18 protein-coding genes are annotated in these 24,535 nt (G+C 69.5%); 5 read left to right on the forward strand and 13 right to left on the reverse strand.

Features of this window, described 5'->3' with window-relative positions; translation table 11 throughout:
• Positions 1 to 88: 88 nt before the first annotated feature.
• On the reverse strand, positions 89 to 1,099 hold the full coding sequence (gap, locus tag DDZ18_RS00005) for a type I glyceraldehyde-3-phosphate dehydrogenase (protein ID WP_109251314.1): 1,011 nt from the start codon (positions 1,097 to 1,099) through the stop codon (positions 89 to 91).
• A 211-nt stretch (positions 1,100 to 1,310) separates the two neighbouring features.
• Here gap and DDZ18_RS00010 point away from each other — a divergent pair, with 211 nt between their 5' ends.
• The gene (locus DDZ18_RS00010) at positions 1,311 to 2,516 is read left to right on the forward strand and encodes an NAD-dependent epimerase/dehydratase family protein (RefSeq protein ID WP_109251315.1); all 1,206 of its coding nucleotides are present in this window, start codon (positions 1,311 to 1,313) and stop codon (positions 2,514 to 2,516) included.
• A 71-nt stretch (positions 2,517 to 2,587) separates the two neighbouring features.
• Here the strand turns inward: DDZ18_RS00010 and argE are convergent, their stop codons facing one another.
• The 6 genes from argE to DDZ18_RS14175 form a co-directional block, all read right to left on the reverse strand.
• Positions 2,588 to 3,742 carry an acetylornithine deacetylase gene (gene argE, locus DDZ18_RS00015; RefSeq protein WP_233245643.1) on the reverse strand — a complete coding sequence of 385 codons (1,155 nt, stop codon included), beginning with the start codon at positions 3,740 to 3,742 and terminating at the stop codon, positions 2,588 to 2,590.
• Positions 3,735 to 4,490, reverse strand: coding sequence for an FKBP-type peptidyl-prolyl cis-trans isomerase (locus DDZ18_RS00020; RefSeq protein WP_109251316.1), 756 nt, complete (start codon positions 4,488 to 4,490; stop codon positions 3,735 to 3,737). The genes argE and DDZ18_RS00020 overlap by 8 nt, the downstream gene beginning before the upstream one ends.
• Positions 4,491 to 4,581: 91 nt before the next feature.
• Complete coding sequence (locus DDZ18_RS00025) at positions 4,582 to 6,507, reverse strand: S9 family peptidase (RefSeq protein WP_109251317.1); 1,926 nt, start codon at positions 6,505 to 6,507, stop codon at positions 4,582 to 4,584.
• 42 nt (positions 6,508 to 6,549) lie between these two features.
• Entirely contained in the window at positions 6,550 to 9,480 is a 2,931-nt protein-coding gene (locus DDZ18_RS00030; protein WP_109251318.1) for a M16 family metallopeptidase, read from the reverse strand.
• Positions 9,481 to 9,579: 99 nt separating this feature from the next.
• Complete coding sequence (locus DDZ18_RS00035; protein ID WP_109251319.1) at positions 9,580 to 9,912, reverse strand: antibiotic biosynthesis monooxygenase family protein; 333 nt, start codon at positions 9,910 to 9,912, stop codon at positions 9,580 to 9,582.
• Between the two features lie 15 nt (positions 9,913 to 9,927).
• On the reverse strand, positions 9,928 to 11,781 hold the full coding sequence (locus DDZ18_RS14175) for an ABC transporter ATP-binding protein (RefSeq protein WP_269845050.1): 1,854 nt from the start codon (positions 11,779 to 11,781) through the stop codon (positions 9,928 to 9,930).
• A 129-nt stretch (positions 11,782 to 11,910) separates the two neighbouring features.
• Between DDZ18_RS14175 and DDZ18_RS00045 the strand changes: the two genes are divergently transcribed.
• Positions 11,911 to 14,514, forward strand: coding sequence for a PAS domain S-box protein (locus tag DDZ18_RS00045; protein ID WP_158272014.1), 2,604 nt, complete (start codon positions 11,911 to 11,913; stop codon positions 14,512 to 14,514).
• On the opposite strand, the gene DDZ18_RS00050 is transcribed toward DDZ18_RS00045, so the two are convergent.
• From DDZ18_RS00050 to DDZ18_RS00060, 3 genes are all read right to left on the reverse strand, one after another.
• Positions 14,469 to 15,218, reverse strand: coding sequence for a PepSY domain-containing protein (locus DDZ18_RS00050; RefSeq protein WP_109251322.1), 750 nt, complete (start codon positions 15,216 to 15,218; stop codon positions 14,469 to 14,471). The two genes, DDZ18_RS00045 and DDZ18_RS00050, sit on opposite strands and share 46 nt — an antisense overlap.
• A gap of 109 nt (positions 15,219 to 15,327) precedes the next feature.
• Entirely contained in the window at positions 15,328 to 16,737 is a 1,410-nt protein-coding gene (locus DDZ18_RS00055) for a multicopper oxidase family protein (RefSeq protein ID WP_109251323.1), read from the reverse strand.
• Positions 16,737 to 18,110, reverse strand: a complete 1,374-nt coding sequence (locus DDZ18_RS00060) for a TolC family protein (protein ID WP_158272015.1) — start codon at positions 18,108 to 18,110, stop codon at positions 16,737 to 16,739. The genes DDZ18_RS00055 and DDZ18_RS00060 overlap by 1 nt, the downstream gene beginning before the upstream one ends.
• 25 nt (positions 18,111 to 18,135) lie before the next feature.
• Here DDZ18_RS00060 and DDZ18_RS00065 point away from each other — a divergent pair, with 25 nt between their 5' ends.
• On the forward strand, positions 18,136 to 18,444 hold the full coding sequence (locus DDZ18_RS00065; RefSeq protein WP_109252174.1) for a metal-sensitive transcriptional regulator: 309 nt from the start codon (positions 18,136 to 18,138) through the stop codon (positions 18,442 to 18,444).
• A 7-nt stretch (positions 18,445 to 18,451) separates the two neighbouring features.
• Here DDZ18_RS00065 and DDZ18_RS00070 read toward each other — a convergent pair whose 3' ends face one another.
• Complete coding sequence (locus DDZ18_RS00070; RefSeq protein WP_109251325.1) at positions 18,452 to 21,028, reverse strand: valine--tRNA ligase; 2,577 nt, start codon at positions 21,026 to 21,028, stop codon at positions 18,452 to 18,454.
• A gap of 150 nt (positions 21,029 to 21,178) precedes the next feature.
• Here DDZ18_RS00070 and DDZ18_RS00075 point away from each other — a divergent pair, with 150 nt between their 5' ends.
• Positions 21,179 to 22,300, forward strand: coding sequence for a site-2 protease family protein (locus DDZ18_RS00075; protein ID WP_109251326.1), 1,122 nt, complete (start codon positions 21,179 to 21,181; stop codon positions 22,298 to 22,300).
• A gap of 95 nt (positions 22,301 to 22,395) precedes the next feature.
• Positions 22,396 to 22,602, forward strand: a complete 207-nt coding sequence (locus DDZ18_RS00080) for a dodecin family protein (protein WP_109252175.1) — start codon at positions 22,396 to 22,398, stop codon at positions 22,600 to 22,602.
• Positions 22,603 to 22,687: 85 nt separating this feature from the next.
• Here DDZ18_RS00080 and DDZ18_RS00085 read toward each other — a convergent pair whose 3' ends face one another.
• On the reverse strand, positions 22,688 to 23,635 hold the full coding sequence (locus tag DDZ18_RS00085; protein WP_109251327.1) for a hypothetical protein: 948 nt from the start codon (positions 23,633 to 23,635) through the stop codon (positions 22,688 to 22,690).
• Positions 23,636 to 23,797: 162 nt separating this feature from the next.
• Entirely contained in the window at positions 23,798 to 24,415 is a 618-nt protein-coding gene (locus tag DDZ18_RS00090; RefSeq protein WP_109251328.1) for a class I SAM-dependent DNA methyltransferase, read from the reverse strand.
• Between the last annotated feature and the right edge of the window lie 120 nt (positions 24,416 to 24,535).

Below are 24,535 nucleotides of genomic sequence, written 5' to 3' on the forward strand. Positions count from 1 at the left end.
CGCCGGTCCGGCCCGCGACTTCACCCCACCCTGGCCCTCCCCTCAAGGGGAGGGAATCACTGCGAACACGCGCTTCTGACGCGCGCGCCTAGATAAACCGGCCCATCGCCTTGGCGGTGTCGATCATCCGGCAGGCGAAGCCCCACTCGTTGTCGTACCACGTCATCACGCGCGCGAGCCGTCCGTCGACGACGTTCGTCTTGTCGATCGCCACGACCGAAGACCGCGGATCGTGATTGTAGTCGATCGAGACCAGCGGAATGTCGTCATAGCCGAGCACGCCGGCGAGCGGGCCGTCGGCGGCGGCCCTCACCGCGGCGTTGATCTCCTCGGCGGTTGTGTCGCGGGCCGCGGAGAACACCATGTCGATCAGCGACACGTTCGGCGTCGGCACGCGCACCGCCGCGCCGTCGAGCTTGCCGCGAAGCTCGGGCAGCACCTCGCCGACCGCCTTCGCCGCGCCGGTCGTCGTGGGGATCATCGACATCGCCGCGGCGCGCGCGCGATGGAGATCCTTGTGATTGCGGTCGAGGGTGGGCTGGTCGCCGGTATAGGCGTGGATCGTGGTGACGTGGCCGCGCTCGATCCCGACGGCGTCGTTGAGCACCTTGGCGACGGGGGCGAGCCCGTTGGTCGTGCACGAGGCGTTGGAGACGATGACGTCGTCGGCGGTGAGCGCCTCGTGATTGACGCCGTACACGACCGTCCGGTCGACGTTCTTGGCCGGCGCCGAGCACAGCACCCGCTTCGCGCCGGCGTCGAGATGGGCCGAGGCGGCTTCCTTCGAGTTGAACTTGCCGGTGCACTCGAGAACGAGATCGACCCCGAGATCGGCCCAGGGCAGACGGCTCGGATCGCGGTCGGTGACTTTCCGGATGCGCCCGAAACCGGCGTCGAACCAGTCCTCGCCGGTCTCGATCTCGCCGGGATAGCGGCCGTGGACGCTGTCATACTTGAGCAGATGCGCGTTGGTCGCCGGCGGCGCGGAATCGTTGACGGCGACCACCTCGACCTCGCTCCAGCGCTTGTGCTCCAGCACGGCGCGCAGAGCCAGACGACCGATCCGGCCGAACCCGTTGATCGCCACGCGAAGGGCCATGAACCCGCTCCCTGATGAATTGAGATGTGATTGTCGACCGGACCGGGACCGCGCGGCCCCGGAGCTCGCGCGCGGTTTAGCCGCTTAATTCCCGCGCGTCCACACGCCCGGACGCTTCGGCGCGGCGACCGCTTGCGGTGCTTGCATATGGGGTCGGGTCCTGCCAGAACCTCACGGATTCTGCCTCATGCGATCTGGCACGGAGTTCGCGATGAAAGTTCTGGTTCTCGGCGGCGACGGATTCTGCGGCTGGCCTTCCGCGCTTCACCTTTCCGCGCGCGGCCATGACGTCGTGATCGTGGACAACCTGTCGCGCCGCAAGATCGACATCGAACTCGAGGTCGACAGCCTCACGCCGATCCGGCCGATGAGCGAGCGGCTCGCGGCGTGGAAAGAGATTTCGGGCCGCGAGATCGGCTTCGTCAATCTCAGCGTCGGCCAGGACTACCAGGAACTCGTCGATCTCATCCGCGACGAGAAGCCCGACGCGATCATCCATTTCGCCGAGCAGCGCGCCGCGCCGTACTCGATGAAGTCGGCGCGCCACAAGCGCTACACCGTCGACAACAATCTCAACGCCACCAACGACGTGCTCGCCGCGATCGTCGAAAGCGAGCTGGACATCCATCTCGTCCATCTCGGCACGATGGGCGTCTACGGCTACGGCACGGCGGGGATGAAGATCCCCGAGGGCTATCTCAAGGTGAAGGTGGAGACCGAGGAGGGGCTGAAGGACCAGGAGATCCTGTACCCGGCCAATCCCGGCTCGATCTATCACATGACGAAGACGCAGGATCAGCTCTTCTTCTATTTCTACAACAAGAACGACCACGTGAAGATCACCGATCTCCACCAGGGCATCGTCTGGGGCACCCAGACCGAAGAGACGCGCAAGGACGAACGGCTGATCAACCGCTTCGACTATGACGGCGACTACGGCACGGTCCTGAACCGCTTCCTGATGCAGGCCGCCGTCGAGCATCCGCTCACCGTCCACGGCACGGGCGGCCAGACGCGGGCCTTCATCCACATCCAGGACACGGTGCGCTGCATCCAGCTGGCCGTGGAGAACCCGCCCCAGAGCGGCGAGAAGGTGCGCATCATGAACCAGATGACCGAGACCCACCGGGTCCGGGACCTGGCCAAGATGATCGCCGACATGGCCGGCGCCGAGGTGGCCTACCAGCCCAACCCGCGCAACGAGGCCGACGAGAACGACCTCCACGTCGAAAACGACACCTTCCTGTCGATGGGGCTCAAGCCGATTACGCTCGCCGAAGGGCTGATGGAGGAGGTCGCCGACATCGCGAAGAAGTATCGCGACCGTTGCGACCGCTCCAAGGTCGTCTCCGTGTCCTACTGGAACAAGGAGCGCGAGGCCGCGCAGACCGAAGGTCCGCGCAAGGCGGCGGGCTGACGCCGGCGCGCATCCCAACGATCGAGGCCGGGCGGCGACGCCCGGCCTTTTTCATGCGCGGGAGGCGCGGCTCAGGAGGCCGTCAGGCGCCGCTCGAGCTTTCTCAGGAAATCCAGGCACGCCGCGAGCTGGTCGATCTCGACATACTCGTCGGGCTGATGGGCCTGGGCGATCGAGCCCGGACCGCACACCACCGCCGAGAAGCCGGCCTGCTGGAACTGGCCGGCCTCGGTGCCGTAGGCGACCGTGCGCGGCGCGTTGTCGCCGGTGAGCGCGCGGGCGAGCTGCTCGGCCTCGCCCTCGTCCTCGGGCGACATCGGCGGCACGTCCGACATCACCGTCACGGCGACGCGGGCCTCCGGCGCGGTCTCGCGCATCTTCACCTCGGTCTCGCGGGCCTTGTCCATGAGGCGCGCGCCCAGTCCCGGGCCGTCGTCCCAGGGCGCGGGCCGCATCAGGGCCTCGAACCAGGCGGACTTCGCCAGGATGTTCACCGCCGTCCCCCCGCCCATGCGCCCGACGGTGAGCGTGCCGAAAGGCGGGTCGAACGGGCTGTCTTCGGGCGCGGCGGCGCGCAGGCGCTCGGCCTCGTCGACCAGGAACTGCATCAGCGGGACGGCGTGGGTGACCGCGCACGCGCCGTCGCCGACGAGGCTGGAATGCGCCTCCTTGCCGGTGACCTCGACACGGACGGAGTAGAGCCCCTTGTGACCGGTCACCACGCGCATGTCGGTGGGTTCGCCGACGATGACGCAGGACGGCCGCGGCGCGGCTCCGGCCATGCGCTCGATCATGGCCGGCGCGCCGAGGCAGCCGACTTCCTCGTCATAGGAGAAGGCGAAATGGACCGGCCGCTTGAGATCGGCCTTCGCGAAGTCCGGCGCGGCGGCCAGCGCGCAGGCGATGAAGCCCTTCATGTCGGCCGCGCCGCGGGCGTAGAGCCGGCCGTCGCGCTCGGTCAGCGCGAACGGATCGCTCGACCAGTCCTGGCCGTCGACGGGGACCACGTCGGTGTGGCCGGACAGCACGACGCCGCCGTCGACATCCGGCCCGATGACGGCGTGGAGATTGGCCTTGCTCCCGTCGGCGCTCGCGATGCGCTCGCACCGCGCGCCGAGATCGGAGAGCCGCGCCTCGATCCAGCCGATCAGCTCGAGATTGGAGTTTCGCGACGTCGTGTCGAAGGCGACCAGCTCGGAGAGCAGCGCCTTCGCGTCGTCAGTCACCGCGCTCGCCCCGCTCGCCCTCGGTCTCCTCAGGCTCCGGCTCGGCGGGCGCGGCCGTCGCGCTCGGAAGGCCGAGCAGCTCGAGGCGGAAGATCAGCGCCTGGTTCGGCCCGATCGGGCCGCCCGGCGTGCCCTGGACGCCGTAGGCGAGTTCCGGCGGCACGTAGAGCGTCCACTCCTCGCCGACGCGCATCAGCGGCAGGGCCTGAACCCAGCCCTGGATGAGGCGGTCCGAGGGGAAGGTCGCCGGCTGACCGCGCTCGTAGGAGCTGTCGAAGACCGTGCCGTCGACCAGGCGGCCCTCGTAATTGACCGTGACGAGGTCGCCGTATTCCGGCGAAGCGGCGTCCTCGCCGGCCGCCTCGACGATGCGGAACTGGAGGCCGCTGTCGAGGGCGAACACGCACGACCGTTCGACATTGCCGGCCATGAACGCCTCGGCGACGCGCAGATTGTAGGCGCGCTCATTCTCCCCGTCCTCGCGCTCGGGCGGCGCGAAGGCGTCCATGGACTCGCCTTCCGGCGCGACGCAGTCGCGCGCCTCGGCGACGACGGCGAGATCGGCTTCGGCGGGCCCGGTCGACGGCTCCGGCGCGGGCTCGGCCGGCGCGGACTCCTCGGATTCGGGCGCGGCTTCGGCGGTTTCGGGCTCGGCGGTTTCCGGCTCGGCCTCCTCCGACGGGCCGCCGCAGGCGGCGAGCGCCAGCGCGATCGCCGGCGCCGAGACGGTCGAGATCAGCAGTCGCATGGGTCCAGTCCTTCTGCTCCGGCGGAGAGATCGGCGGCGATGATAGAGACGCCCGGCGCGGGGGTCGACCCGCGCCGGCGCGCCCGGCCGTCTAGTCCAGCCCGAGGATATCCCGCAGGAACATCGTCTCGGCCTCGCGCTGGAAATCGCGATTGGACTTCTTGGCGAAGCCGTGACCCTCGTCCATCGCGAGCAGGTACCAGGCCTCGTTGCCCGCCTCGCGGACGGCCTGGAGGATCTGTTCGGACTCGGAGGCTGGAACGCGCGGATCGTTCGCGCCCTGGATGATGAAAAGCGGGGCGGTGATCTCGTCGGCCCGGTTGGAGGGCGAGATCTCCTCGAGGAAGGCTCGCATTTCCGGATCGCGCTCGTCGCCGTACTCCGCGCGCCGGAGATCGCGGCGATAGCCCGACGTGTTCTCGAGGAAGGTCACGAAGTTCGAGATGCCGACGATGTCGACGCCGCCGGCCAGTCGGTCGGAGTAGTGCACGAGGCTGGCGAGGACCATATAGCCGCCGTAGGAGCCGCCATAGACGGCCGTGCGCTCGGCGTCGAATTCCGGCTGCGCGGCGATCCAGTCGAGCAGCGCGCCGATGTCGCGCACGGAATCCTCGCGGTTCATGCCGTTGTCGAGCGCGACGTACTGGTTGCCGTACCCCGCCGAGCCCCGGACGTTCGGCGCGATCACCGCCGCGCCGAGCTCGTTGACCCAGTACTGGATGCGCGGATTGAAGCCCGGGCGCTCCTGGCTCTCGGGTCCCCCGTGGATGTCGACGATGACCGGATGCGGGCCCTCGCCCTCGGGCCGGTAGACGAAGGCGGGAATCTCGAGGCCGTCGAAGCTCTCATAGCGGATCAGATCGGGCGCGACGAAGGTCTCCGGCTCGAGCCCGCCGACCTCGGATTGCGTCCAGCGGGTGAGGCGCTCGGCTTCGAGATCGTAGGTCCAGACATCGCCGGGCGAGGCGGGCGAGGTGTGGGTGAAGCCAAGCCGCGCGCCGGCGTCGTCGAACTGCAGACCGCCGATCAGGCCGGCCGGCAGCTCGGGCGCGGGCAGCGCCGCGCCGGTCTCGGCGTCGATGAAGTGCAGCTCCTCCACCCCGCCGGCGTTGATCGTATAGGCGATCGTCGAGCCGTCCGGCGAGAGATCCATCGCCTCTACGTCCCAGCCGTGCTCGGGCGTCGCCTGGCGCATGTCGCCGGTCGCGAGATCGATCTCCATGATCCGGTGGAAGTCCGAGTCCTGGTCGGTGACGACGAAGACGCTTTCGCCGTCGGGGGCGAACTCGGCGCCGCGATAGGCGACGTCGGCGTCGGGATTGATCTCGACGACGTCTCCGGAAGCGAGATCGAGGGCGAACAGGTCGGCGTGCGTGATCGAGTAGTAGCGCGCAAACAGCAGCCGCTCGCCGTCGTCGGACCAGTCGGCGGGATAGATCGCGCCCTCGCCCTCGTGGACGACCCGGCGGCTTTCCGGGTCGGACGGGTCGGCCGCCAGGATGTCCCAGTCGGGATCGCCCTCGGTGGAGCGATACCAGGCGACGCGGGCGCCGTCCTCCGACCAGACGAAAGCCCCGTTGCGCGTGTCGTCCTCGGTGAAGCGGGCGACCGAGCCGTCGGCGGGGTCGTAGAGATAGCCCTGGTAGTACTCGTCGCCGCCGGTGTCCTTGGCGAACACGAACTCGCCGGCGCCGCCCGGGCGGGCGCTCGCGCCGCCGACGGGCTCGTCATAGAAGGTGATCTGGCGGCGCATGCCCATCGGCGCGGCGACGTGATGGACCTGGCTCGTCTCGCCGAAGCGCGTCGAGATCAGCACGCCCCCGTCGGGCGCGAAATCGGAAAAGCCCGCCGCGCGCACGTTCTGGTACTGGCGCAGGCGCTCGCGGACCTCGGCGGGAATCTCGGGAATGTTCTCCATGACGAGATTGCCCTCGGTGACGCGCTCGACGTCGGTCTGGGCGAACGCCGGCGCGCCGGCGACGGCGGCTGCGGCGACAGCAAGTAGGAAGCGCTGCATGATCGATCTCCTGTGTGGTCGCGTCGCGCGGGCCGGCGTCGGCTAATCGCCCGCGCCGCTGTCCGCGGCGTCCATGTCCTCGGGAAGAATGCTTGCGCGCCAGGCTCGTTCCGGCTGCAGGAACTCGCTGGCCAACGCGACGACCTCCTCGACGGTGACGGCGCGGTAGTCGGACTCCAGCGAGCGCAGCCGGTCGAGCCGGTCGGGATCGGTCTGGGAGCGCCGCAGCGCATTGAGCCAGAAGCCGTTCGTCTCGCGCGCCTCCTCGATGCTTTCCAGGATCGGCTGACGCGCGCGCAGGAGCTCGTCCTCGGTCACCTCGCCGGCGGCCATGGAGGCGGCCAGCTCGTCGGCGATCTCGTACATGCGCGGGATATCGTCGACCTGCACGTCGAGCCCCATCCAGAGGAAGCCGTAATCCTCGAACACGTCGGATTCCTGGTTGGAGACGATGGCCGAATAGGTCGCGCCCTCGCGCTCGCGGAAGCGATCGGTGGCCTTCAGGTCCAGCACCGCGGCCATCAGGTCGATGGCGCGGGCCCGGCGCGCGTCGATGGCGTCGTCGGTCGGCCAGTAGACGTTCGCCATGCCCTGGTAGGACTGGCCGTTGAAGCGCACGATCTCGGGCTCTTCGTTCGGCTCCGGAAACGAGACGCGACGGTTCTCCTCGTAGGCGGGCCACTCCTCGGCGCGATCGGCCAGCGCGCCGAAGGTGGCCGCGACGGCGTCGACGGCGCGCTCGGCCTCGATGTCGCCGACGATCGTCACCTCGATGGGCGCGCGGTCCAGCGCGTCGCCGAGCAGGGCGCGGGCGTCGTCCATCGTGAAGGCCTCGATCTCCTCCTGCGTGGGGAAGCCCCAGCGCGGATCCCCGCTGCGCAGCATGCGGCTGACCCGGTTGATCGCCACCTGAACGGCCTGGGCGTTCTGGCCGCGGCGGATCTCGTCGGCGATGGCGCGGAACCGGTTGAGCGCGTCGTCGCGCCAGCCCGGCGCGGTCATGAACGCGGTGAGAACCTGCATCTGCAGCTCGAAATCCGTCGGCGTCGTCGACTGCGAGAAGTAGAAGGAGTCCGACGTCACGCCGACGCCGTATCCGACCGAACGCCCGGCCAGCAGGCGCTCCAGCTCGTCGCGGTCATGGGCCTCCAGCCCGCCGCCGCCGAACACCGCCCCGACGATCGACCCGGCCGCCGGAGTCGGCTGCGGCGCGAGATCGCCGGCGCCGAAATCGACGCGGACGCGGATATTGTTGTCCTCGAAATCGGTCGTCTTGACGTTCAGCCGGACGCCGTTGTCGAAGACGTACTGCTCGACGCCGAGATCCTCGACCGTTTGCGAGGAGACGACCGCGCCGGGCTCGCCGAAATCGGTGTAGGCGAATTCGGTCGCGCCGCCTTCCTCGGGCGGCTCGACCATCTCGGCCGTGGAGCTCAGCCAGGCCTCGCGAACCGCGGCGTCGCCGTTCTCGATCTCCTGGTTGGCCGCGACGAAGACCTGCGGCGGCGCCGCCGTCCAGATCTCGCGGAACGCCGCCTCGACGGCCTCGACGGTGATCTCGGGCTCGAACGCCTCGAAGAAGGCGAGCGCGAAATCGGGATGATCGTAGACGTTCTCGTTGATCCAGGCCTGCCAGATCTTGTCGGCCAGGTTCGCGCTCCGGCGGGTTTCGGCCTCGTCGGCGGCGTTTCTCAGCGCGGTGCGCAGATTGGCCAGCTGCTCGTCCAGCTCGGCCTGCGTGAAGCCGTGCTCGACCGCGCGGCGCAGCTCCTGCTCGACCGCCGCGACGCCCTCGCGCCAGCGGTCGGGCGAGGACACCGCGAACACGCCGGCGCGATTGGCCAGCTCGAAATCGTTCGAATAGGACAGGCTGGCCTGGACCAGCGGGGATTCGCCGGAATTGATCTCCGACTGCAGCCGGCGCTGAACGATCGCGTTGCCCAGGCTGCGCAGCATCCGGCGGCGACGGGTCTCGCGCGTGTCGGCCTCGGGCTCGCCGGGCGTGACGACGTCGACATTGATCAGCGTGTAGATGTCCGGATCGTGGAAGAAGCCGAAGCCCGGCTCGTCGAATTCGGCCACCTCGCCGATGTCGGGATCCGGGCCCGCATCCTCGGGCTGGCGCCAGGTGGAGAAGCCCTCGACCCGGTCGAGATCGACGCCCTCGATGTCGATCTCGAAGCCGTTGCGGATCTTCTCCTCGACGATGTCCGCGTCGATGTCGCCGGCGACGACCAGCATGGCGCGCTCGGGCGCGTAATAGTCCTGGTAATAGGCCTCGAACTCCGCCGCCGGCGCGGTCTCGATGACCTCCACGGTTCCGATCGGATCGCGCTCGACGACCAGCGTATCGGGATAGAGGAAGTCGTAATAGGCGTTGAAGAAGCGGCGGATGGGCGTGTTGCGGTAGCGCTCCTCGCCGAGGATCACGCCGCGCTCCCGATCGATCGCCTCGGCGTCCATGAGCATTTCCGACGCGGTCTCGCGCATCAGGAACAGGCCGACATTGACGACCTCCTCCTCGACGCTGGGCAGGTCGAGCTGGTAGCCGACCAGCTCGCGCGAGGTGAAGGCGTTGGTGTCGGGACCGAAGGCCAGCCCGTAACGCTCGAGCAGCGGCACCATCTCGCCCTCGGGCACGTTGGTCGTGCCGTTGAAGGCCATGTGCTCGATGAAGTGGGCCAGCCCGCGCTGGGCGTCAGTCTCGGCGAAGGAGCCGACATTGAGCACCAGGCGCAGCGCCGCGGTTCCGCTCGGCGTGTCGTTCTCGACGATCGCGTAGCGCATGCCGTTGTCGAGCACGCCGTAACGCACCGCCTCGTCGGCGGGAATGTCGCTCGCCTCGTGCGCCCAGACGGCGCCCTCCCCGCTCTGCTCGAGCGCCGGATCGGACGTCGCGTCGCGCTCGCCGCAGCCCGCCGCCAGCAGCGCGGCGGCGAGCGCCGAGAACCGCAAGAACCCGCCGAATGTCATGAAGCAATCTCCCCGCGTACAAAGCCGACCATTCTTTTTGAGCTCGAAACTAGGCCGGACCCGCGCCAGCGCAAATGAATTCGCGGTCAGCTGCAAGGCTCAACCGCGCCCGAAACCGTAGGCCCGCTCGACGCGGGCGACCCGAAGCTCGTAGGCCGCGTAGAAACGACGACGCCCGGCCTCGCGGACGGCGGCGTGCTCGGCGTGATCGCGCCAGCGGGCGATCGCGGCCTCATCCTTCCAGTAGGACACCGTCATCCCGAGACCCGTGGAGTCCCGCACGCTCTCCATGCCGAGAAAGCCGGGCATGTCCTGCGCCAGCGCCGCCATCCGGTCGGCCGCCCGGGCGTATTCGCGATCGTCGCCCGCGCCGCGCACCGACGTGAAGATCACCGCGTAGTAGGGCGGCTCCGGCGTGCTTGCGAGCGTCATCGCGACTCCTTCGCGCTAGGCCGGCGCCTCCTCGTCGAGCACGGCCTCGATCGGATCGTGCTCGGCGACCCAGTGATCCGGCGCGACCTCGATCAGTTCGGGCCGGTACTGCTCGGCGTCGGGATCGTCGATCACCTTCGATTTGAGGAAACGCAGGGGCGCCCGGCTGTCGAGCGGGCTCGGCAGGTCGCCGACGAGCTTGATCCGCTCGCGCGTCTTCTCCACCGCCGGGTCGGGAATCGGCACCGCCGAGATCAGCGCCTTCGTGTAGGGATGGCGCGCGTCGGCGTAGATCGCGTCACGATCGGCCAGCTCCACCACCTGGCCCAGGTACAGAACCATCACCCGGTGCGCGATCTCGCGCACGACCGACAGGTCGTGGGAGATGAAGATCATCGACAGGCCGAAATCCTTTTGCAGGCCGATCAGCAGGTCGATGATCTGGGCCTGGATGGAGACGTCGAGCGCGGACACCGCCTCGTCGCAGATCACCAGCTTCGGTCTCAGGATCATCGCCCGCGCGATGCCGACGCGCTGGTTCTGCCCGCCCGACAGCTCGTGCGGGTAGCGGTTGATCATGTCGGGATCGAGCCCCACGCGCTCCATCATCGCGCGCACCTCGGCCTCGCGCTCCTTCGAACTCATCGCCTTGCGGAAGGTGAGCATCGGCTCGGCGATCGAGGCGCCGATCGTCATGCGCGGGTCGAGCGAGGCGAGCGGATCCTGGAAGACGATCTGGAGATCCTCCCGGGCGGCGCGCATCTGCCGCGGCCCGAGCGAGAGGAGGTCCTTGCCGATCCACGACACCGCGCCGGCGCTCGCCGGAACGAGGCGGAGCACGGCGCGGGCGAGCGTCGACTTGCCGCAACCGGACTCGCCCACCACGCCCAGCGTCTCGCCGGCGCGCAGCTCGAAGCTCACTCCGTCGACGGCCTTGAGCGGCTTGGTCTTCGGGAACAGCCCGCCGCCCACCTTGACCGGGAACCAGACCTTCACCCCGTCGGCGTCGAGCAGCGTCTCGGCCTCGGCCGAGGGCCGCGCGAGCAGATCGGGATGGCCCGGCCGGTCGGTGCGGTCGATGCGCGGCATCGCGTCGAGCAGCATGCGCGTATAGTCGTGGCCCGGGCGCGCGAAGATGTCGTGCACCTCGCCGCTCTCGACATACTCGCCGTAGCGCATCACCTGGACGCGGTCGGCCATGCGCGCGACGACGCCCATGTCATGGGTGATCAGCGCGATCGCCGCGCCGGTCTCGTCCTTGAGCTCGTCCATGATGTCGAGCACCTGGGCCTGGACGGTGACGTCGAGCGCGGTGGTGGGCTCGTCGGCGATCAGCAGGTCGGGCTCGCAGAGCATCGACATCGCGATCATCACGCGTTGGCGCATGCCGCCCGACAGCTCGTGGGGATACTGCTTGAGGCGGCGCCTGGCCTCGGGGATGCGCACGCGCTCGAGCCAGTCGACGCAGCGCTTCTCGGCGGCCTCGCCGCGCAGGCCGAGATGCACGCCGAGCACCTCCTTGAGCTGATCGCCGACACGCATGTGCGGCGTCAGCGAGGTCAGCGGATCCTGGAAGATCATCGTCATCGACTTGCCGCGCACGCGATTGAGCTTCGCGGGCGACAGGTTGAGAATCTCGGTTCCGGAATAGCGGATCGAACCCGTCGCGGTTCCGTTCGACGCGAGCAGGCCCATAGCGGCCAGGAAGGTCTGGCTCTTGCCGGAGCCGCTTTCGCCGACCACGGCGAGACACTCGCCGGGACGGATATCGAGATCGATCCCGCGGACGGCGTGGACTTCGCCGTCGGGGGTGTCGAAACGGACGTGGAGATCCTTCGCCTCGAGAATGGGCGCGGCGGCGTTCGTCAAGCTGACGGCTCCCCTCACATGGCCTCGCCGGCGCACAATAGCCCCTGTTCGCCGCATGGCCAGAGCACAGGGCGCCTGTCCGCGCTATGCTGTGCAGCACGCGAATCAGCACGGAGCCGACCCGGCTCGATGACCGAGGCCTCTCCACGCAGCGCCGTCCCGGCCGCCCTGTTCGAGGCGTTGCCCGATCCGTGCGCGGTGATCGACGGCCAAGGCCGGATCACGGCGGCGAACCAGGCGATGCGGGATTTCCTCGGCGCGGACTCCGAGGCCCTGAACGGTGCGGGGCTCGAAACCTTCCTCGCCGACCCGCTGGACAACGCCCCGGCGCCCTGGCTGCGCGCCGAGGCGCCCGCCGATCCCGTGCGCCTGGCCTTTCTCGACGCCGCCGGCTCCGCGCGGCCCGCTCAGGTCCGCGTGCTCGAACTCGACGGCGAACGCGCCGTGCTCGCGCGTCCCGTCGCGCTGAACGCCGAGGCGCCCGGCGCGTCGGAGGGCCCGCAGCGGGCGCGGCTGGAGACCCGGCTCTCCCAGGCCGTCCAGGGCGGCGAGCTAGCTCCCTGGTTCTTCGACTTCACCGCAGGCCAGGGCCATGTCGACGAGGTCCGGCGGGGGCGCGGAACGCGGCGGCGCCCGATCATTCCCGACGACTGGCGCGCGAACATGCATCCCGAGGATTCCGGGCGCGTCTACGCGGCCTTCCTGGGTCTCCGCGAGGGCCGCCGCTTCGACGAGTCCTACCGGACGCGCTCGGAAACCGGCGAATGGGCGTGGAAACGGTGCTTCGGCGCGCCGCTGCCCGACGACCCGAGCCGGGCGGCCGGCTTCGTCCGGGACATCACGGAATTCAAGGCCCTGGAAGCCGAGGCGGCGCAGCACCAGCGCGATCTCAACGAAGCCGTGGAGGCGGGCCTGCTGGGCCTGTGGACGGTGAACCACGTCACCGGACGGCGCACCGCCCGCGGACGGATCCTCGAATGGATGGGCCACGCGCCCGAGGAGATCGAGCTCGACCGCGGCGAGTGGGCGGCGCTGCTGCACCCCGAGGACCATCCGCGCGTCCGCGAGGCGTTCGCCGACATGGCCGAGGGCGGACGGGTCTACACCTTCGACTGTCGGGTCCGGGCCCCCGACGGGTGGCGGTGGGTCCGCACCGAGGGTCGGCCGGTGGCCTACGGCGTCGACGGCTCGGTGAACCGGTCGGCCGGCGTGATCATCGACATCTCCGACGAGCGCGCCTACGCCGACGCCCTGCGTCGCGAGCGCGACCGCCTCGACGAGATCTACCGCAACACGCCGGCGATGATGCACACCATCGACGTCGAGGGACGGATCGTCGAGGTGAGCGATTACTGGCTCACGCATCTCGGCTACGCGCGCGAGGAAGTCGTCGGCCGGCCGGCGCCGGAATTTCTCGTCGAGGCCGACCGGCCCGAAGCCCGGCGCCGGATCCGGGACATCTGGAAGCACGGCGCGGTGCATCGCCGGCCGGCACGCTTTCTCACGCGCGACGGCGAAGTCGTCGAAGTCGAGGTCTCCGGCGTCGTCGAGCGCGACTCGTCGGGAAGCGCGCGCTACGCGCACGCCATCTTCGTCGACGTCACCGAGCGCAACCGGCTGGAAGCCGCGCTACGCGCCGAGAAGACCCGCTTCGAGACAGTCTATCGCAACAGCCCGGCCATGCTGCACACGATCGACCCCGAAGGCCGAACGACCATGGTCAGCGACTACTGGGTGGAGCGGACGGGCTATGCCCGGGACGAGGCGGTCGGCCGGCCCGGCTGGAGCTTCATGATCCCGGAGGACCAGGCGCGGGTCCGCGACGAGATCATCCCCGAGGTCGTGCGCGCCGGTCGAATCTCCAATGCGCCGGTGCGCATGCGCACCAAGACGGGCGACGACATCGAGCTGCGCCTGTCGGCCTTCCTCGAACGCGACGCGGACGGACAGCCCGTCGCCGCCCACGGCGTGTTCAACGACGTCACCGACCTCAACCAGGCCCATCGCGCGCTTGAGCGCCACGCCGCGGAACTGGAGCGCACCAATCGCGAGCTGGGCCGCTTCGCGACCGTCGCCTCGCACGACCTGCAGGAGCCGCTGCGCAAGATCTCGGCGTTCGCCAGCCTGCTCCGGCGGCGCTACGAGGGCGAACTCGACGCAGACGGCGATCGCGCGCTCGGCTTCCTCGTGGACGCGACGGGGCGGATGCGGCGCCTAATCGACGACCTGCTGGCGTATTCGCGCGCGTCGAACCGACCGCTCGACGCCGAACCCCTCGATCTCAACGCGTTGGTCGCCGCCGTGCTGTCCGAGCTCGAGATGAGCATCGAGGAATCCGCCGCCCGCGTCTCTGTCGCCGACCTGCCGGAGATCCGGGCCGACCGGACCCTGATCCGGCTCCTGTTCCAGAACCTGATCTCGAACGCGATCAAGTATCGAAAGAATTCGGGGCCCGAGATCCGGATCGACGCCGAGCGGAGCGAGGCCGGTTGGACGTTCTGCGTGAGCGACGACGGCATCGGCTTCGAGCAGAAGTTCGCCGAGAAGGTGTTCGCGCCGTTCCAGCGCCTGCACACGCGCGACGCCTACGAGGGAAGCGGGATCGGGCTCGCCATCTGTCAGCAGGCCGTCGAGCGCCACGGCGGGACGATCCGCGTCGACTCCGCGCCCGGCGAGGGCGCGCGCTTCTACTTCACGCTGCCCGATTCCGCGGCGGACGAGGACGCCGCCTGACGCCGCTTGCGGGACATGATCCACAGTCGCCGCAGCCGGATCACGAGCAGGGTCAGCCCCGCCAGCACGACGACCACGGCGAGGATGCCTGCTCCCTGAAGGAGCGGGTGGTTGAAGTCCTCGCGGGCGTCGTAATCCATGATGTGGAGCATCCAGACGAAGTCGAAGACGCGCCACATGTCGTTGCGGCGTGCGGTCACCGCGCCGGTCTCGCTGGAGACGTAGAGCCGCGTGCCCTCGCCGTCGGCGAAGCTCACCCGCCAGGCCGGGCCGGCGCGGCGATACTCCCAGCTCGGCTCGGCGAAGAATTCGACCGCTTCGACGGGAGCGTCGCCGGCGAAGTTCGCGCGCGCCGCGGCGACGGCCTGCTCGGCGTCGAGCGGGCTCAAGCGCTCGCCGCTCGCGGCGTCGACGAGGATATCGCCCGCCGGCGTCTCGAACAGCCAGGCCGGCTGGTCGATCCAGGTGTGCAGAGTCGCCGAGGAGACGGCGTCGACGCCGGCTGCCGCAGCCGCCTCGGCCGGCGCGAGCACGTCCAGCTCCAGGGCGGGCGGGGCCTGAAGCGGGATGGTGTGCTCGGCGCGCACCGTCTCGATCGGCAGAAGGCTCATGGTCAGGCCGCCGGCGACCCAGAGCGCGATCTGGATCCCGATGATCAGCGCCAGCCATTTGTGGATGCGCACCACCCAGCGCGTGAACGCCATCTCAGCCTCTCCCCGGTCGATTTCGGCCGCCGCCCCCGCGCGGCGCGGCGCGGACGCTCCCCCGTGCGCCGCGGAAGGTCAAGGCGCAACCCGCCAAAAGACCCGCGGTTCAGTGGTCGCCGTGATCCATTCCGCCATGATCCATCCCGCCGTGATCCATCCCGCCATGACCGCGCGCCGGCGCGGCGCCCGGATCGATCCCGTCGCGGCGAAGCTCTTCAGACGTCGCGGGCCGCGCCTGGGTTCCCGCGGGCGCCTCGTACCAGCCCGGATCGCCGCCGCCGGCGGGCAGACGCTCGCGCACCTTCAGGATGGTGAACATGCCGCCCATGGTGATGTAGTCGTGCGGGCCGCGGGCGCCGACCATCGGGATCGAGTTCTCCGGGACGTCCATGTGGCCCATCTCGACATGGGCGCCCATCTCGCCCATCCCGTCCGTCCCCATCGTCATGTAGTCGGGCAGCACGGCGCGGACGGCGCGGTTCAGCCGCTGCGCGTCGGCGCCGATCATGTTCGGGAAGTCGTGGCCCATCTGGTTCATCACGTGATGGGTCATGTGGCAGTGCATCGCCCAGTCGCCGGGATTGTCGGCGACGAACTCGACCGTGCGAGTCGCGCCCACCGGCACCAGCGTCGTCGTCTCCGGACGCTGCGCGCTCTCGGGAATGTCGCCGCCGTCGGTGGCGGTTTCGCGGAAGGCGTAGCCGTGCAGATGGATCGGGTGGTGGTCCATCGCCGAGAGATTGCCCAGCCGGATGCGCACGCGCTCGCCAAGCTCGGCGGTCAGCGGATCGGTGCCCGGATAGGCCTTCGCGTTCATGGTGAGGACATTGAAGTCCGTCATCTCGTTGGGATCGGGCCGCGACGCGCCGGGCTCGATCTTCCAGGTCGACAGCATGATCGCGTAGTCGCGGTCGGGCGGCGGCGTGCGCGGATGACGGGGATGCACGACGAGCATGCCCATCATCCCCATCGCCTGCTGGGTCATCTCGTCGTGATGGGAGTGGTACATGAACGTGCCGTGCTGGCGGAACGTCCATTCGTAGACATAAGTCTCGCCGGTTCGGATGGCGCGCTGCGACAGCCCGCCGACGCCGTCCATGCCCGAGGGCAGGATCACGCCGTGCCAGTGCACCGTCGTCGGCGCGGCGAGCCGGTTGGTGACGTAGATGCGCACCCGGTCGCCCTCGACGGCCTCGATGGTCGGGCCGTGCACGCGGCCGTTATACCCCCAGCACGTCGCTGTCAGGCCCGGCGCGAACGCGTGCTCCACCTCCTCGGCGATCAGGTGGAAGACCTTCACCCCGTCGACGATGCGATGGGGCAGCGTCGCGCCGTTGGGCGTCGTCACCGGCGTGTAGTCGCGGCCCGGACGGCCCGGCGCGACGCGTTCGCCGTCGGACATGGTGCGCGAATAGGTTGTCCCGCCAGATTGCGCGAACGCGGCCGAGGAGACGAGCGGGGCGGCGGCGAGGCCGCCGGCCCCGGCGAGCAGGGCGTGTCGCCGCGAAAGCTTCATCAGTGATCTCCTCCGCCGGAGCGGCCGGCGCCCATGTCCGGACCGGCGCCGGCGCCGTCCATGACGACCGCGGTTCCGCCGGCGCGCATCTGCTCCATGCGGATGCGCGCGCGGTGATGGCGCTCGAGCGCGGCGACGTAGGACTCGCCCGCCGCGGCGCGGGTCTCGAACGCGGCGATCAGGTCGAACACGCCGCGCTGCATGGCGTTGTACTGGCGCGTCACGCCGCGCATGACGGCCTCGCTGGTGGGCAGGACCTCGTCGCGGACATAGGACGCCTGCTCGGCGGCCAGCGCGGCTTCCTCGGCGGCGACCGTCGCGGCGGCGCGGGTCTCGAGGCTCATCTGCGCGAGCCGATCGAGCGCCTGATCGGCGCGAATGCGCGCCGCATCGCGCTCGGCGCGGCCCCAGTTGAAGATCGGGATCTCGGCCTCGAGGACCGGGCCCTCGGCCCATTCGCCCTCCTCGCGCTCGATCATCACGCCCAGCGCGGCGTGATCGAGCAGGCTCTCGACATTCGCGAGATTGGCCGCCTTCGCCTCGGCTTCCGCCCGGGCGCGGGCGGCGGCCAGCGGCAGCGAGGCCTCCAGCGCCGCGTCTACGGCGCCATCGCGGATCGCGGCGGCGCCGGCCTCCGGCAGCCTATCCGGCAGCATCAGCGGGTCGCCCGGGTCGAGACCGAGGCGGGCGCGCAGGCGCTGCTCGGCGGCGCGTGCGGCGATCCCGGCGTTCTCGGCGTCGAGCCGGGCGCGCTGGGCGAGCGCGCGTTCGCGGTCGACGTCGACGGCGGGGATATTGCCCGCCGCGCGCAGCTCTTCGGCGGCGACCAGCGCGGCCTCGGCGGCTCGGCGGATGGAACGGGCGAGTTCGGCGCGCTGGCGCGCCGCGACGGCTTCGACCCAGGCGATGCGGGTCTCGGCGGCGAAGTCGATCACCGCCAGCACCGCATCCGACCGCGCCGCATCGTAGCGGTCGCGCGCCTCGGCGCGTCGTGCGGGCAGAGCCAGCAGCCCGAGCACCGGCGCGGTGAAGTCCAGATCGATCATGTCCGGCTCGCCGGACTCGGGAATGAGGCTGCCGTGGAAGGCGATGTTCGGGGGCAGGCCGGCCTCGATCCAGGCGGCGCGGGCGAGCCCCGCCTCGGCGAGATCGGCGCGCAGGCCGCGATTGCGCGCCAGCGCGATCGACACGGCGTCGGCCTGATCGAGCGGCTCATCGAGGCGCGCCGCGATCGCGGCGTCTTCGGCGGGCGCGGCCCCGGCCCGCGTCCCGACTTCGGCGAAGAGCTCGGCGCGTTCGGCGGTCATATCGACGCCGGCGCAGGCGGACAGCGCGAGCGCGGCGGCGAAGGCGAGGACGTGGTTGCGTGACATAAACGACGCGGATACCATGCCCCCCATGGGTATCGCAACCGAACAGGACGCGCCGCACGAGACCGCGAAGCACAAGGCGACGCTCGATCGGCTCAAGCGGATCGAAGGCCAGGTGCGCGGCGTCTCGGCCATGGTCGCCGAGGACCGTTACTGCATCGACATCCTCACCCAGCTCTCGGCGATCAAGTCGGCGCTCGCCTCGGTGGAGCGCGAAGTCCTCAAGAACCACGCCCGTCACTGCCTCGAATCCGCGATCGCCTCGGGCGACCCGGCCGATCAGCGCGAGAAGTTCGAGGAGCTCGTGGCGCTCCTGTCCAAACACTACAAGCTGTAGCCGCGCCTCAGTCGGCGGCTTCGGCCGGGGCCATCTCCAGGGCGACGGTGAAGCGCTCGTCCGGCGAGGCCGCCTTCGGCGCGTCCGCGGGCGCGTCGCCTGCTGCGACCGCCTCGGCGGTGGTGACCGCCTTGAGGTCCTCTGTCGTGTCGCCGATCACGGCCTCCAGCCCGGACTCGGCGCCGGAGACGGTGAGCGTCGTCACCGGCGCGCGCATCGAGACCTGCAGTTCCGACTTCACCTTGCGCGCCGCGGCCAGGATGGCGACGAAGGCGTCGCCCTCGTCGCGGAAGACGCCCGCCTCGGCCTGGTCGTCGGCCTTCGGCCAGCTTCCCCGCGCGTGGACGGTCGGCGCGGCTTCGTCCTCGGAGCCGTGCAGAAGCTCGTGGAGCGTGTCGGTGACATAGGGCGTGAACGGCGCGTAGAGCCGGATCAGGATGTCGCTGGCGTGGAACAGCGTGTGCAGCGCCGAGCGCTGGCCGTCATCGGGCGCGCCCTCGAAGCGCGTGCGCCGCTTAACGATCTCCAGATAGTTGTCGCAATAGGTCCGCCAGAAGAAGTCCTCGGTCGCGCGCAGCGCCTGGGCGTACTCGTAGGTCTCGAACGCCTCGGTCGCCTTCGCGACGGTCTCGGAAAGCCGGCCGAGCAGCCACTGGTCGAGCGGATGGGAGATCGCGCCCGAGGCGATGTCGGCGGCGGGCGAGACCGGATCGATTTCGGCCTGTTCGAGCGCCATGTGGGCGAGCTTGACGGCGTTCCACAGCTTGGTGACCAGCCGCTTGCCCTGCTGCAGCGTGTTCGGCGAGGTGACCGTGTCGTGGCCGAGCCGCGACGTGCCCGTCCAATAGCGCACCGCGTCGACGCCGTACTCGTCGAGCAGCTTCACCGGATCGATGATGTTGCCTTTCGACTTCGACATCTTCGAGCCGTCGCTGGCCAGGCACCAGCCGGAGATCGCGATGTTGCGCCAGGGCACGTCCTGCTCGTGATGGAGCGCCTTGACGATGGTGTAGAACGCCCAGGTCCGGATGATGTCGTGGGCCTGCGGCCTCAGCGCCATCGGGAAGAGCCGCTTGTGGGCCTCGTAGTCCAGCGCGAGGTCTTCATTGATCGAGCGCGTGACCAGCTGCGGGCTCACCGACGAGGTCGCCCAGGTGTCCATGACGTCGCGCTCGGGCTCGACTTCGTCGGGGGCATAGCCCTTCGGCGCGTCCGCGGTCGGATCGACGGGCAGCTCGTCGGCCTCGGCGACGATGATCTTGCCTTCCTCGCCCGGCCGCTTGGAGTACCAGACCGGCAGCGGCACGCCGAAATGGCGCTGGCGCGAGATCGCCCAGTCCCATTTCAGGCCCTCGACCCAGCTCTCGAAGCGCTGGCGCATGTATTCCGGCCGCCACGTGATCTCGCGGCCCTTGGCGAGAATCTCGTCCTTGAAGTCGAGCGTGCGGATGAACCATTGCGGCGTGACGATGATCTCGAGCGGCGCGCCGGACCGTTCGGCGACGGGCACGACCTGCTCGGTGACGTCCTGCTTCAGGATCAGCCCGCGCTCGGACAGCATCTCCAGGATCGCGGCCTTGGCCTTTTCGGCCTTGAGCCCGGCGAGCGCGTCGACGGTCGCCCGCGCGCTCTCGGGATCGAGGCTCGGCCACTCGTCGGTCCCGATCGGAAGCGAGTCCTTCATCTTGCCGGCCTGGTCGATGACCAGACGGAGCGGCAGCTTGTGGGCGCGCCACCAGGCGATGTCCTGGACGTCGCCGAAGGTGCAGCACATCACCACGCCGGTGCCCTTCTCGGGATCGACGGCCTCGTCGCCGACGATCGGGACCGGCACGTTGTAGAGCGGCGTGATCGCGCGCTTGCCGATGAGCTCGGCCGCGCGGGGATGCTCGGGATGGATGATCAGCGCCCCGCACGCCCCGATCAGCTCGGGCCGCGTCGTGGCGATCACGGCGGGCTCGCCGCCGCCCTCAATCTCGAACGGGATCTGGTTGAGCTTGCCCTCGCGCTCCTTCTCCTCGACCTCGGCCTGGGCGATCGCCGTCCGGTCGGCGGGATCCCACAGCGTCGGCTCGAGCCGGCGCTCGAGCAGGCCCTTCCGGTAGAGATCCAGGAAGGACATCTGCGAGACCTGCCGGCTCTCGTCGGAGATGGTCTGGTATTCGCGGCTCCAGTCGACGCTGAGCGCCAGCCGCGAGAACAGGTCGCGGAACTGCTGCTCGTAGGGCGGGATGACCTCGCGGCAGAGATCGACGAATTCCTCGCGCGCCATCGTCCCGCCGCGGACCTTCTTGACCTTCTCGACCAGGCGCTCGGTCGGCAGGCCGTTGTCGTCCCAGCCGATCGGGTAGAGCACGTTGCGCCCGCTCATCCGGAAATAGCGCGCGATGATGTCGGCCTGGGTGTAGGAATAGACATGGCCGACATGCAGCGAGCCCGACACGGTCGGCGGCGGCGTGTCGATGACGTAATCGGACTCCGCCGGCTGGGCGGGATCCCACTTGAAGGCCTCGTCGTCGGCCCATCGGCGCCGGCAGTCGGCCTCGGCCTCCTGCGGCTTGTACTTCTTCGGAAACGGTTTCATCGCCCGCGCTTGTCTCGTCTGGTCCGGCCTGGAACGGATCGCCGGTCTTAGACGATTTTTCGCAGGCGCAAAAGACGAGGCGCGGTTGCCAGCCGCGCCGTGTCGCGCTCAAGTCCTCCCGGGGTCTCAACCGCCTGAAAGGACCGTCGCATGGCCGCGCGCAATCTCGATCTCGGCCGGGTGTTCGGCATCACCATCCGGGTGAACATAAGCTGGGCGTTCATCGCGCTCCTGATCGCCTGGTCGCTGGCGGAGGGCTTCTTCCCGACCGTCTACGAGGGCCTGCCACAGCAGATGTACTGGTGGATGGCCGTCGCCGGCGTGATCGGGCTGGCCTTCTCGATCGTCGCCCACGAGCTGTCGCACTCGCTGGTGGGCCGCGCCTTCGGCATCGAGGTCAAGACGATCACGCTGTTCCTGTTCGGCGGCGCCGCGCAGATGGAGGACGAGCCGCCCGATCCGCGCGCGGAGATGTTCATGGCCGCGGCCGGCCCGGCGATGAGCCTGGCGCTCGCCGGCGCGTTCAATATCATCGCCTTCTGGACCTCGGCGTTCTCCGAGCCGCTCGCCGTCGTGCTCGGCTATCTCGCGATCCTCAATCTCGTGCTGGCGATCTTCAACATGATCCCGGCCTTCCCGATGGACGGCGGCCGCGTGCTGCGCGGCGCGATCTGGGCGGCGACGGGCGATCTCAGGAAGGCCACGGGCATGGCGTCGCGCGCCGGCGCGGCGTTCGGCTGGATCCTGTCAGGCCTCGGCGTCGTGCTGATCATCGGCGGCGCCTTCGTCGGCGGGCTGTGGTGGATCCTGATCGGCCAGTTCATCCGCATGGCCGCGCTGTCGTCATGGCGCCAGCTGGAGGCCCGGCGCGTGCTCGGCGGCAAGCCCGTCCGCGATTTCATGACGCGCGATCCCGTCAGCGCGCCGGCCGACATCACGCTCGAGCGCTTCCTCGAGGACTGGCTCTACCGCACCCACCACGAGGCCTACCCGGTCGTGCGCGACGGCCGGCCGGTCGGGCTCGTCGGAGTCTCGGAGCTGAAGCAGACGCCGCGCGAGGACTGGTCCAGCCGCTCCGTCGCCGACGCGATGACGCCGGCCGACGAGGCCTCGCTGCCCGCCGATATCGAGGCGATGGACGCGATCCGGCGCATGCAGGAGAGCGGGCGGACCCGGCTGATGGTCGTCGAGAATGGCGAGCTCGTCGGCATGATCACGCTCAAGGACCTGATGGAGCACCTCGCCATGCGGCTCGATCTCGGCCAAGGCTGACGCGCGCCGGTGCGACAACTTGTCCGCGACGGCGCGGGATCGAACCCGCCCCGCGCGCCGTTCCTCCCATCGCCAGACAAACCGGAGGCATGGCCATGACCGTCGCACGCGTAACCGAGATCTCCACGACGTCGCCCAAGAGCTTCGACGACGCCGTCGAACAGGGCATCGCGCGCGCCTCGAAGACCCTTCGCGGGGTCAAGAGCGCCTGGGTGAAGGACATGAACGTGTCCGTCGATAACGGCAAGATCACGCACTACCGCGTGAACCTGCTCGTCACCTTCGTGCTCGACGACGCCTGACGCCGGTTTTCTCTCCCCGACCTGAGCGCCGGCGGCCGCGACCGGCCGCCGGCATTTTTCGGGCGGGCCTGGCCGGATCGTCGGTTCAGTCGGCGAGCATCGCCTCGATTGCGCCGCGCGCGAAATCGGGCATGTCGGCGTCCTGCACGCGCGCGATGTCGGCGAGGCTGGCGCCGGTCTCGCGCAGGTGCGCGATGACGAGATATCCCGCGCAATAGGCCTCGCGCTCGAGGCCGGTCGGGCCTTCGCCGATCGTGAAACGCATCACGGTCTCGCTGTCGGATTGCGCGAGGACCGGCAGGATTCCCGCCAGCACCTCCGGCGCGTTCGCCCTGCAGCGCTCCAGCCATCCGGGCTCGTGCTCGATATAGGCGGTCTCCGGCCGGCCGGGGACGACTTCCCGGGAGACATGGGCGGCCAGCCCCTCGCTCAGGAGCGTGTTGGCGATCGAGCGCTCCCAGCCTCCGGACAGGCCCGCCAGCTCCATGTGGACGGCGTGGGCGAACTCGTGGGCCTGCGTGACCTCGCGCGTGCGGGGGTCCATCTCCACGGGCAGGCTGACGGCGGGAGTCCCGTCCCGGCCCCGCGCGGTGAAGGCGTTGTGCTCGAACATGCCGACATAGGCGACGAGGCGGACGCGCAGCGGCGCGTCGGCGTCGAGAACGCCGGCGACCGCCTGCAGGCTCGCCATCGGCGCGGGCTCGAGGCCGGCCGCGCCGGCCTCTATCACGTCGCGGGCGTCGGCATAGCGCGGCCAGGCCTCGTCCAGCATGGCGCGCGCCATCTCCCGGCCTTCCTCCGTCGGAGGCACGGCGGCGAAGCCGTAGCGCGCCTCCCAGATCTCGAAGCGCGCATCCGGATCGGCGTCCCGCGCGGCGGCCTCGAAATCGAGGAAGCGCGGGGTGAGATCGAGGATCTCCAAGGTCAGCGCGCCCGAGGTCTCGACGCGGGGTTCGAGCGGCAGGGGCTCGGCGGCGGACGCCGCGGCGCCCAGCGCGAGAAGTAACAGCATCGCCGATCCGGTCTTCTTCATGTCTTTCAGCTCATTGCAGCCTCTGGGGAGGCCGGCAATCTGGCCGGCAACGGGCGGGAATGCAGCTTAAATATCGGCAAGCCAGACCGCGAACGCCGCCAAAAAAACAGGCGCCGGCCGAAGCCGACGCCTGTTCTCTCATCGGCCTGAGAGCCGATGTCCTCAGACCACCTCGAGCACGCAGAGGCGGCACTTGTTCAGGTGATAGGGGGCTTCGGCGGTCGACTTGATCTTCACCGCGCCCTTCTCCTCGAGCGCCTTGAAGTGCTCCTCGTAGCCGTCCGGCCAGACGCCCTCGTGGACGGTGGCGACGATGAATCCGCCAGGCTTGGTGATGCGGACCAGCTCGTTGAAGCCCTTCGGCCCGACATGGGCGTGGGTGAAGGTGCCCACGCAGGCCACGGCGTCGTAGACGTCGTCGTCATAGGTCAGCGGCTTGGTCATGTCCTCGACCTGGAGATTGCGGAACGCGCCCTTCTCGCGGGCCTCGTCCAGCATCTCCGGGGAGATGTCCATGCCGTCGATCGTCTTGAAACCGCGCTCGGCAAGCTCCACGCCCGCCAGGCCGGTGCCGCAGCCCGCATCGAGCACGACGGCGTCGCCGTCGACCAGCTCGGCCACCGTCTCGGCGACGATCCGGGGCGCGACATAGCCCATGCCCTCGACGGTGTCCTTGTCATAAGACTTCGCCCAGTCCTTGTACGCGTCGACGCACTCTTCCGGGCCGCCGTCCATGGTGTAAATGCGGTTGAGAATCGGATTCTCAGACGTGGCGGTCATTATGGCCTTCCCGATTTGCTGGAGGTGATGAGGCGTCTGATTAACGTCCTGGAACCGGGATTGCAAAATTTCGGGCGAATATTTTCATCGATCCGGAAATTATTGTCCGTTCTCTGAGCG

The organism is Marinicauda salina (assembly GCF_003122085.1).
Taxonomy (GTDB): domain Bacteria; phylum Pseudomonadota; class Alphaproteobacteria; order Caulobacterales; family Maricaulaceae; genus Maricicauda_A; species Maricicauda_A salina.

Excerpts from the sequence above, each read along its gene's own strand:
- DDZ18_RS00075 (WP_109251326.1), top strand. The coding sequence starts at position 21,179 with ATGGCCGCGCGCAATCTCGATCTCGGCCGGGTGTTCGGCATCACCATC.
- DDZ18_RS00025 (WP_109251317.1), bottom strand. The coding sequence starts at position 6,507 with ATGCAGCGCTTCCTACTTGCTGTCGCCGCAGCCGCCGTCGCCGGCGCG.
- DDZ18_RS00050 (WP_109251322.1), bottom strand. The coding sequence starts at position 15,218 with ATGGCGTTCACGCGCTGGGTGGTGCGCATCCACAAATGGCTGGCGCTG.
- gap (WP_109251314.1), bottom strand. The coding sequence starts at position 1,099 with ATGGCCCTTCGCGTGGCGATCAACGGGTTCGGCCGGATCGGTCGTCTG.
- DDZ18_RS00070 (WP_109251325.1), bottom strand. The coding sequence starts at position 21,028 with ATGAAACCGTTTCCGAAGAAGTACAAGCCGCAGGAGGCCGAGGCCGAC.
- DDZ18_RS00085 (WP_109251327.1), bottom strand. The coding sequence starts at position 23,635 with ATGAAGAAGACCGGATCGGCGATGCTGTTACTTCTCGCGCTGGGCGCC.
- DDZ18_RS00055 (WP_109251323.1), bottom strand. The coding sequence starts at position 16,737 with ATGAAGCTTTCGCGGCGACACGCCCTGCTCGCCGGGGCCGGCGGCCTC.
- DDZ18_RS00090 (WP_109251328.1), bottom strand. The coding sequence starts at position 24,415 with ATGACCGCCACGTCTGAGAATCCGATTCTCAACCGCATTTACACCATG.
- DDZ18_RS00020 (WP_109251316.1), bottom strand. The coding sequence starts at position 4,490 with ATGCGACTGCTGATCTCGACCGTCTCGGCGCCGGCGATCGCGCTGGCG.
- DDZ18_RS00065 (WP_109252174.1), top strand. The coding sequence starts at position 18,136 with ATGGGTATCGCAACCGAACAGGACGCGCCGCACGAGACCGCGAAGCAC.
- DDZ18_RS00060 (WP_158272015.1), bottom strand. The coding sequence starts at position 18,110 with ATGTCACGCAACCACGTCCTCGCCTTCGCCGCCGCGCTCGCGCTGTCC.
- DDZ18_RS00035 (WP_109251319.1), bottom strand. The coding sequence starts at position 9,912 with ATGACGCTCGCAAGCACGCCGGAGCCGCCCTACTACGCGGTGATCTTC.
- DDZ18_RS00080 (WP_109252175.1), top strand. The coding sequence starts at position 22,396 with ATGACCGTCGCACGCGTAACCGAGATCTCCACGACGTCGCCCAAGAGC.
- DDZ18_RS00045 (WP_158272014.1), top strand. The coding sequence starts at position 11,911 with ATGACCGAGGCCTCTCCACGCAGCGCCGTCCCGGCCGCCCTGTTCGAG.
- DDZ18_RS00010 (WP_109251315.1), top strand. The coding sequence starts at position 1,311 with ATGAAAGTTCTGGTTCTCGGCGGCGACGGATTCTGCGGCTGGCCTTCC.
- DDZ18_RS00030 (WP_109251318.1), bottom strand. The coding sequence starts at position 9,480 with ATGACATTCGGCGGGTTCTTGCGGTTCTCGGCGCTCGCCGCCGCGCTG.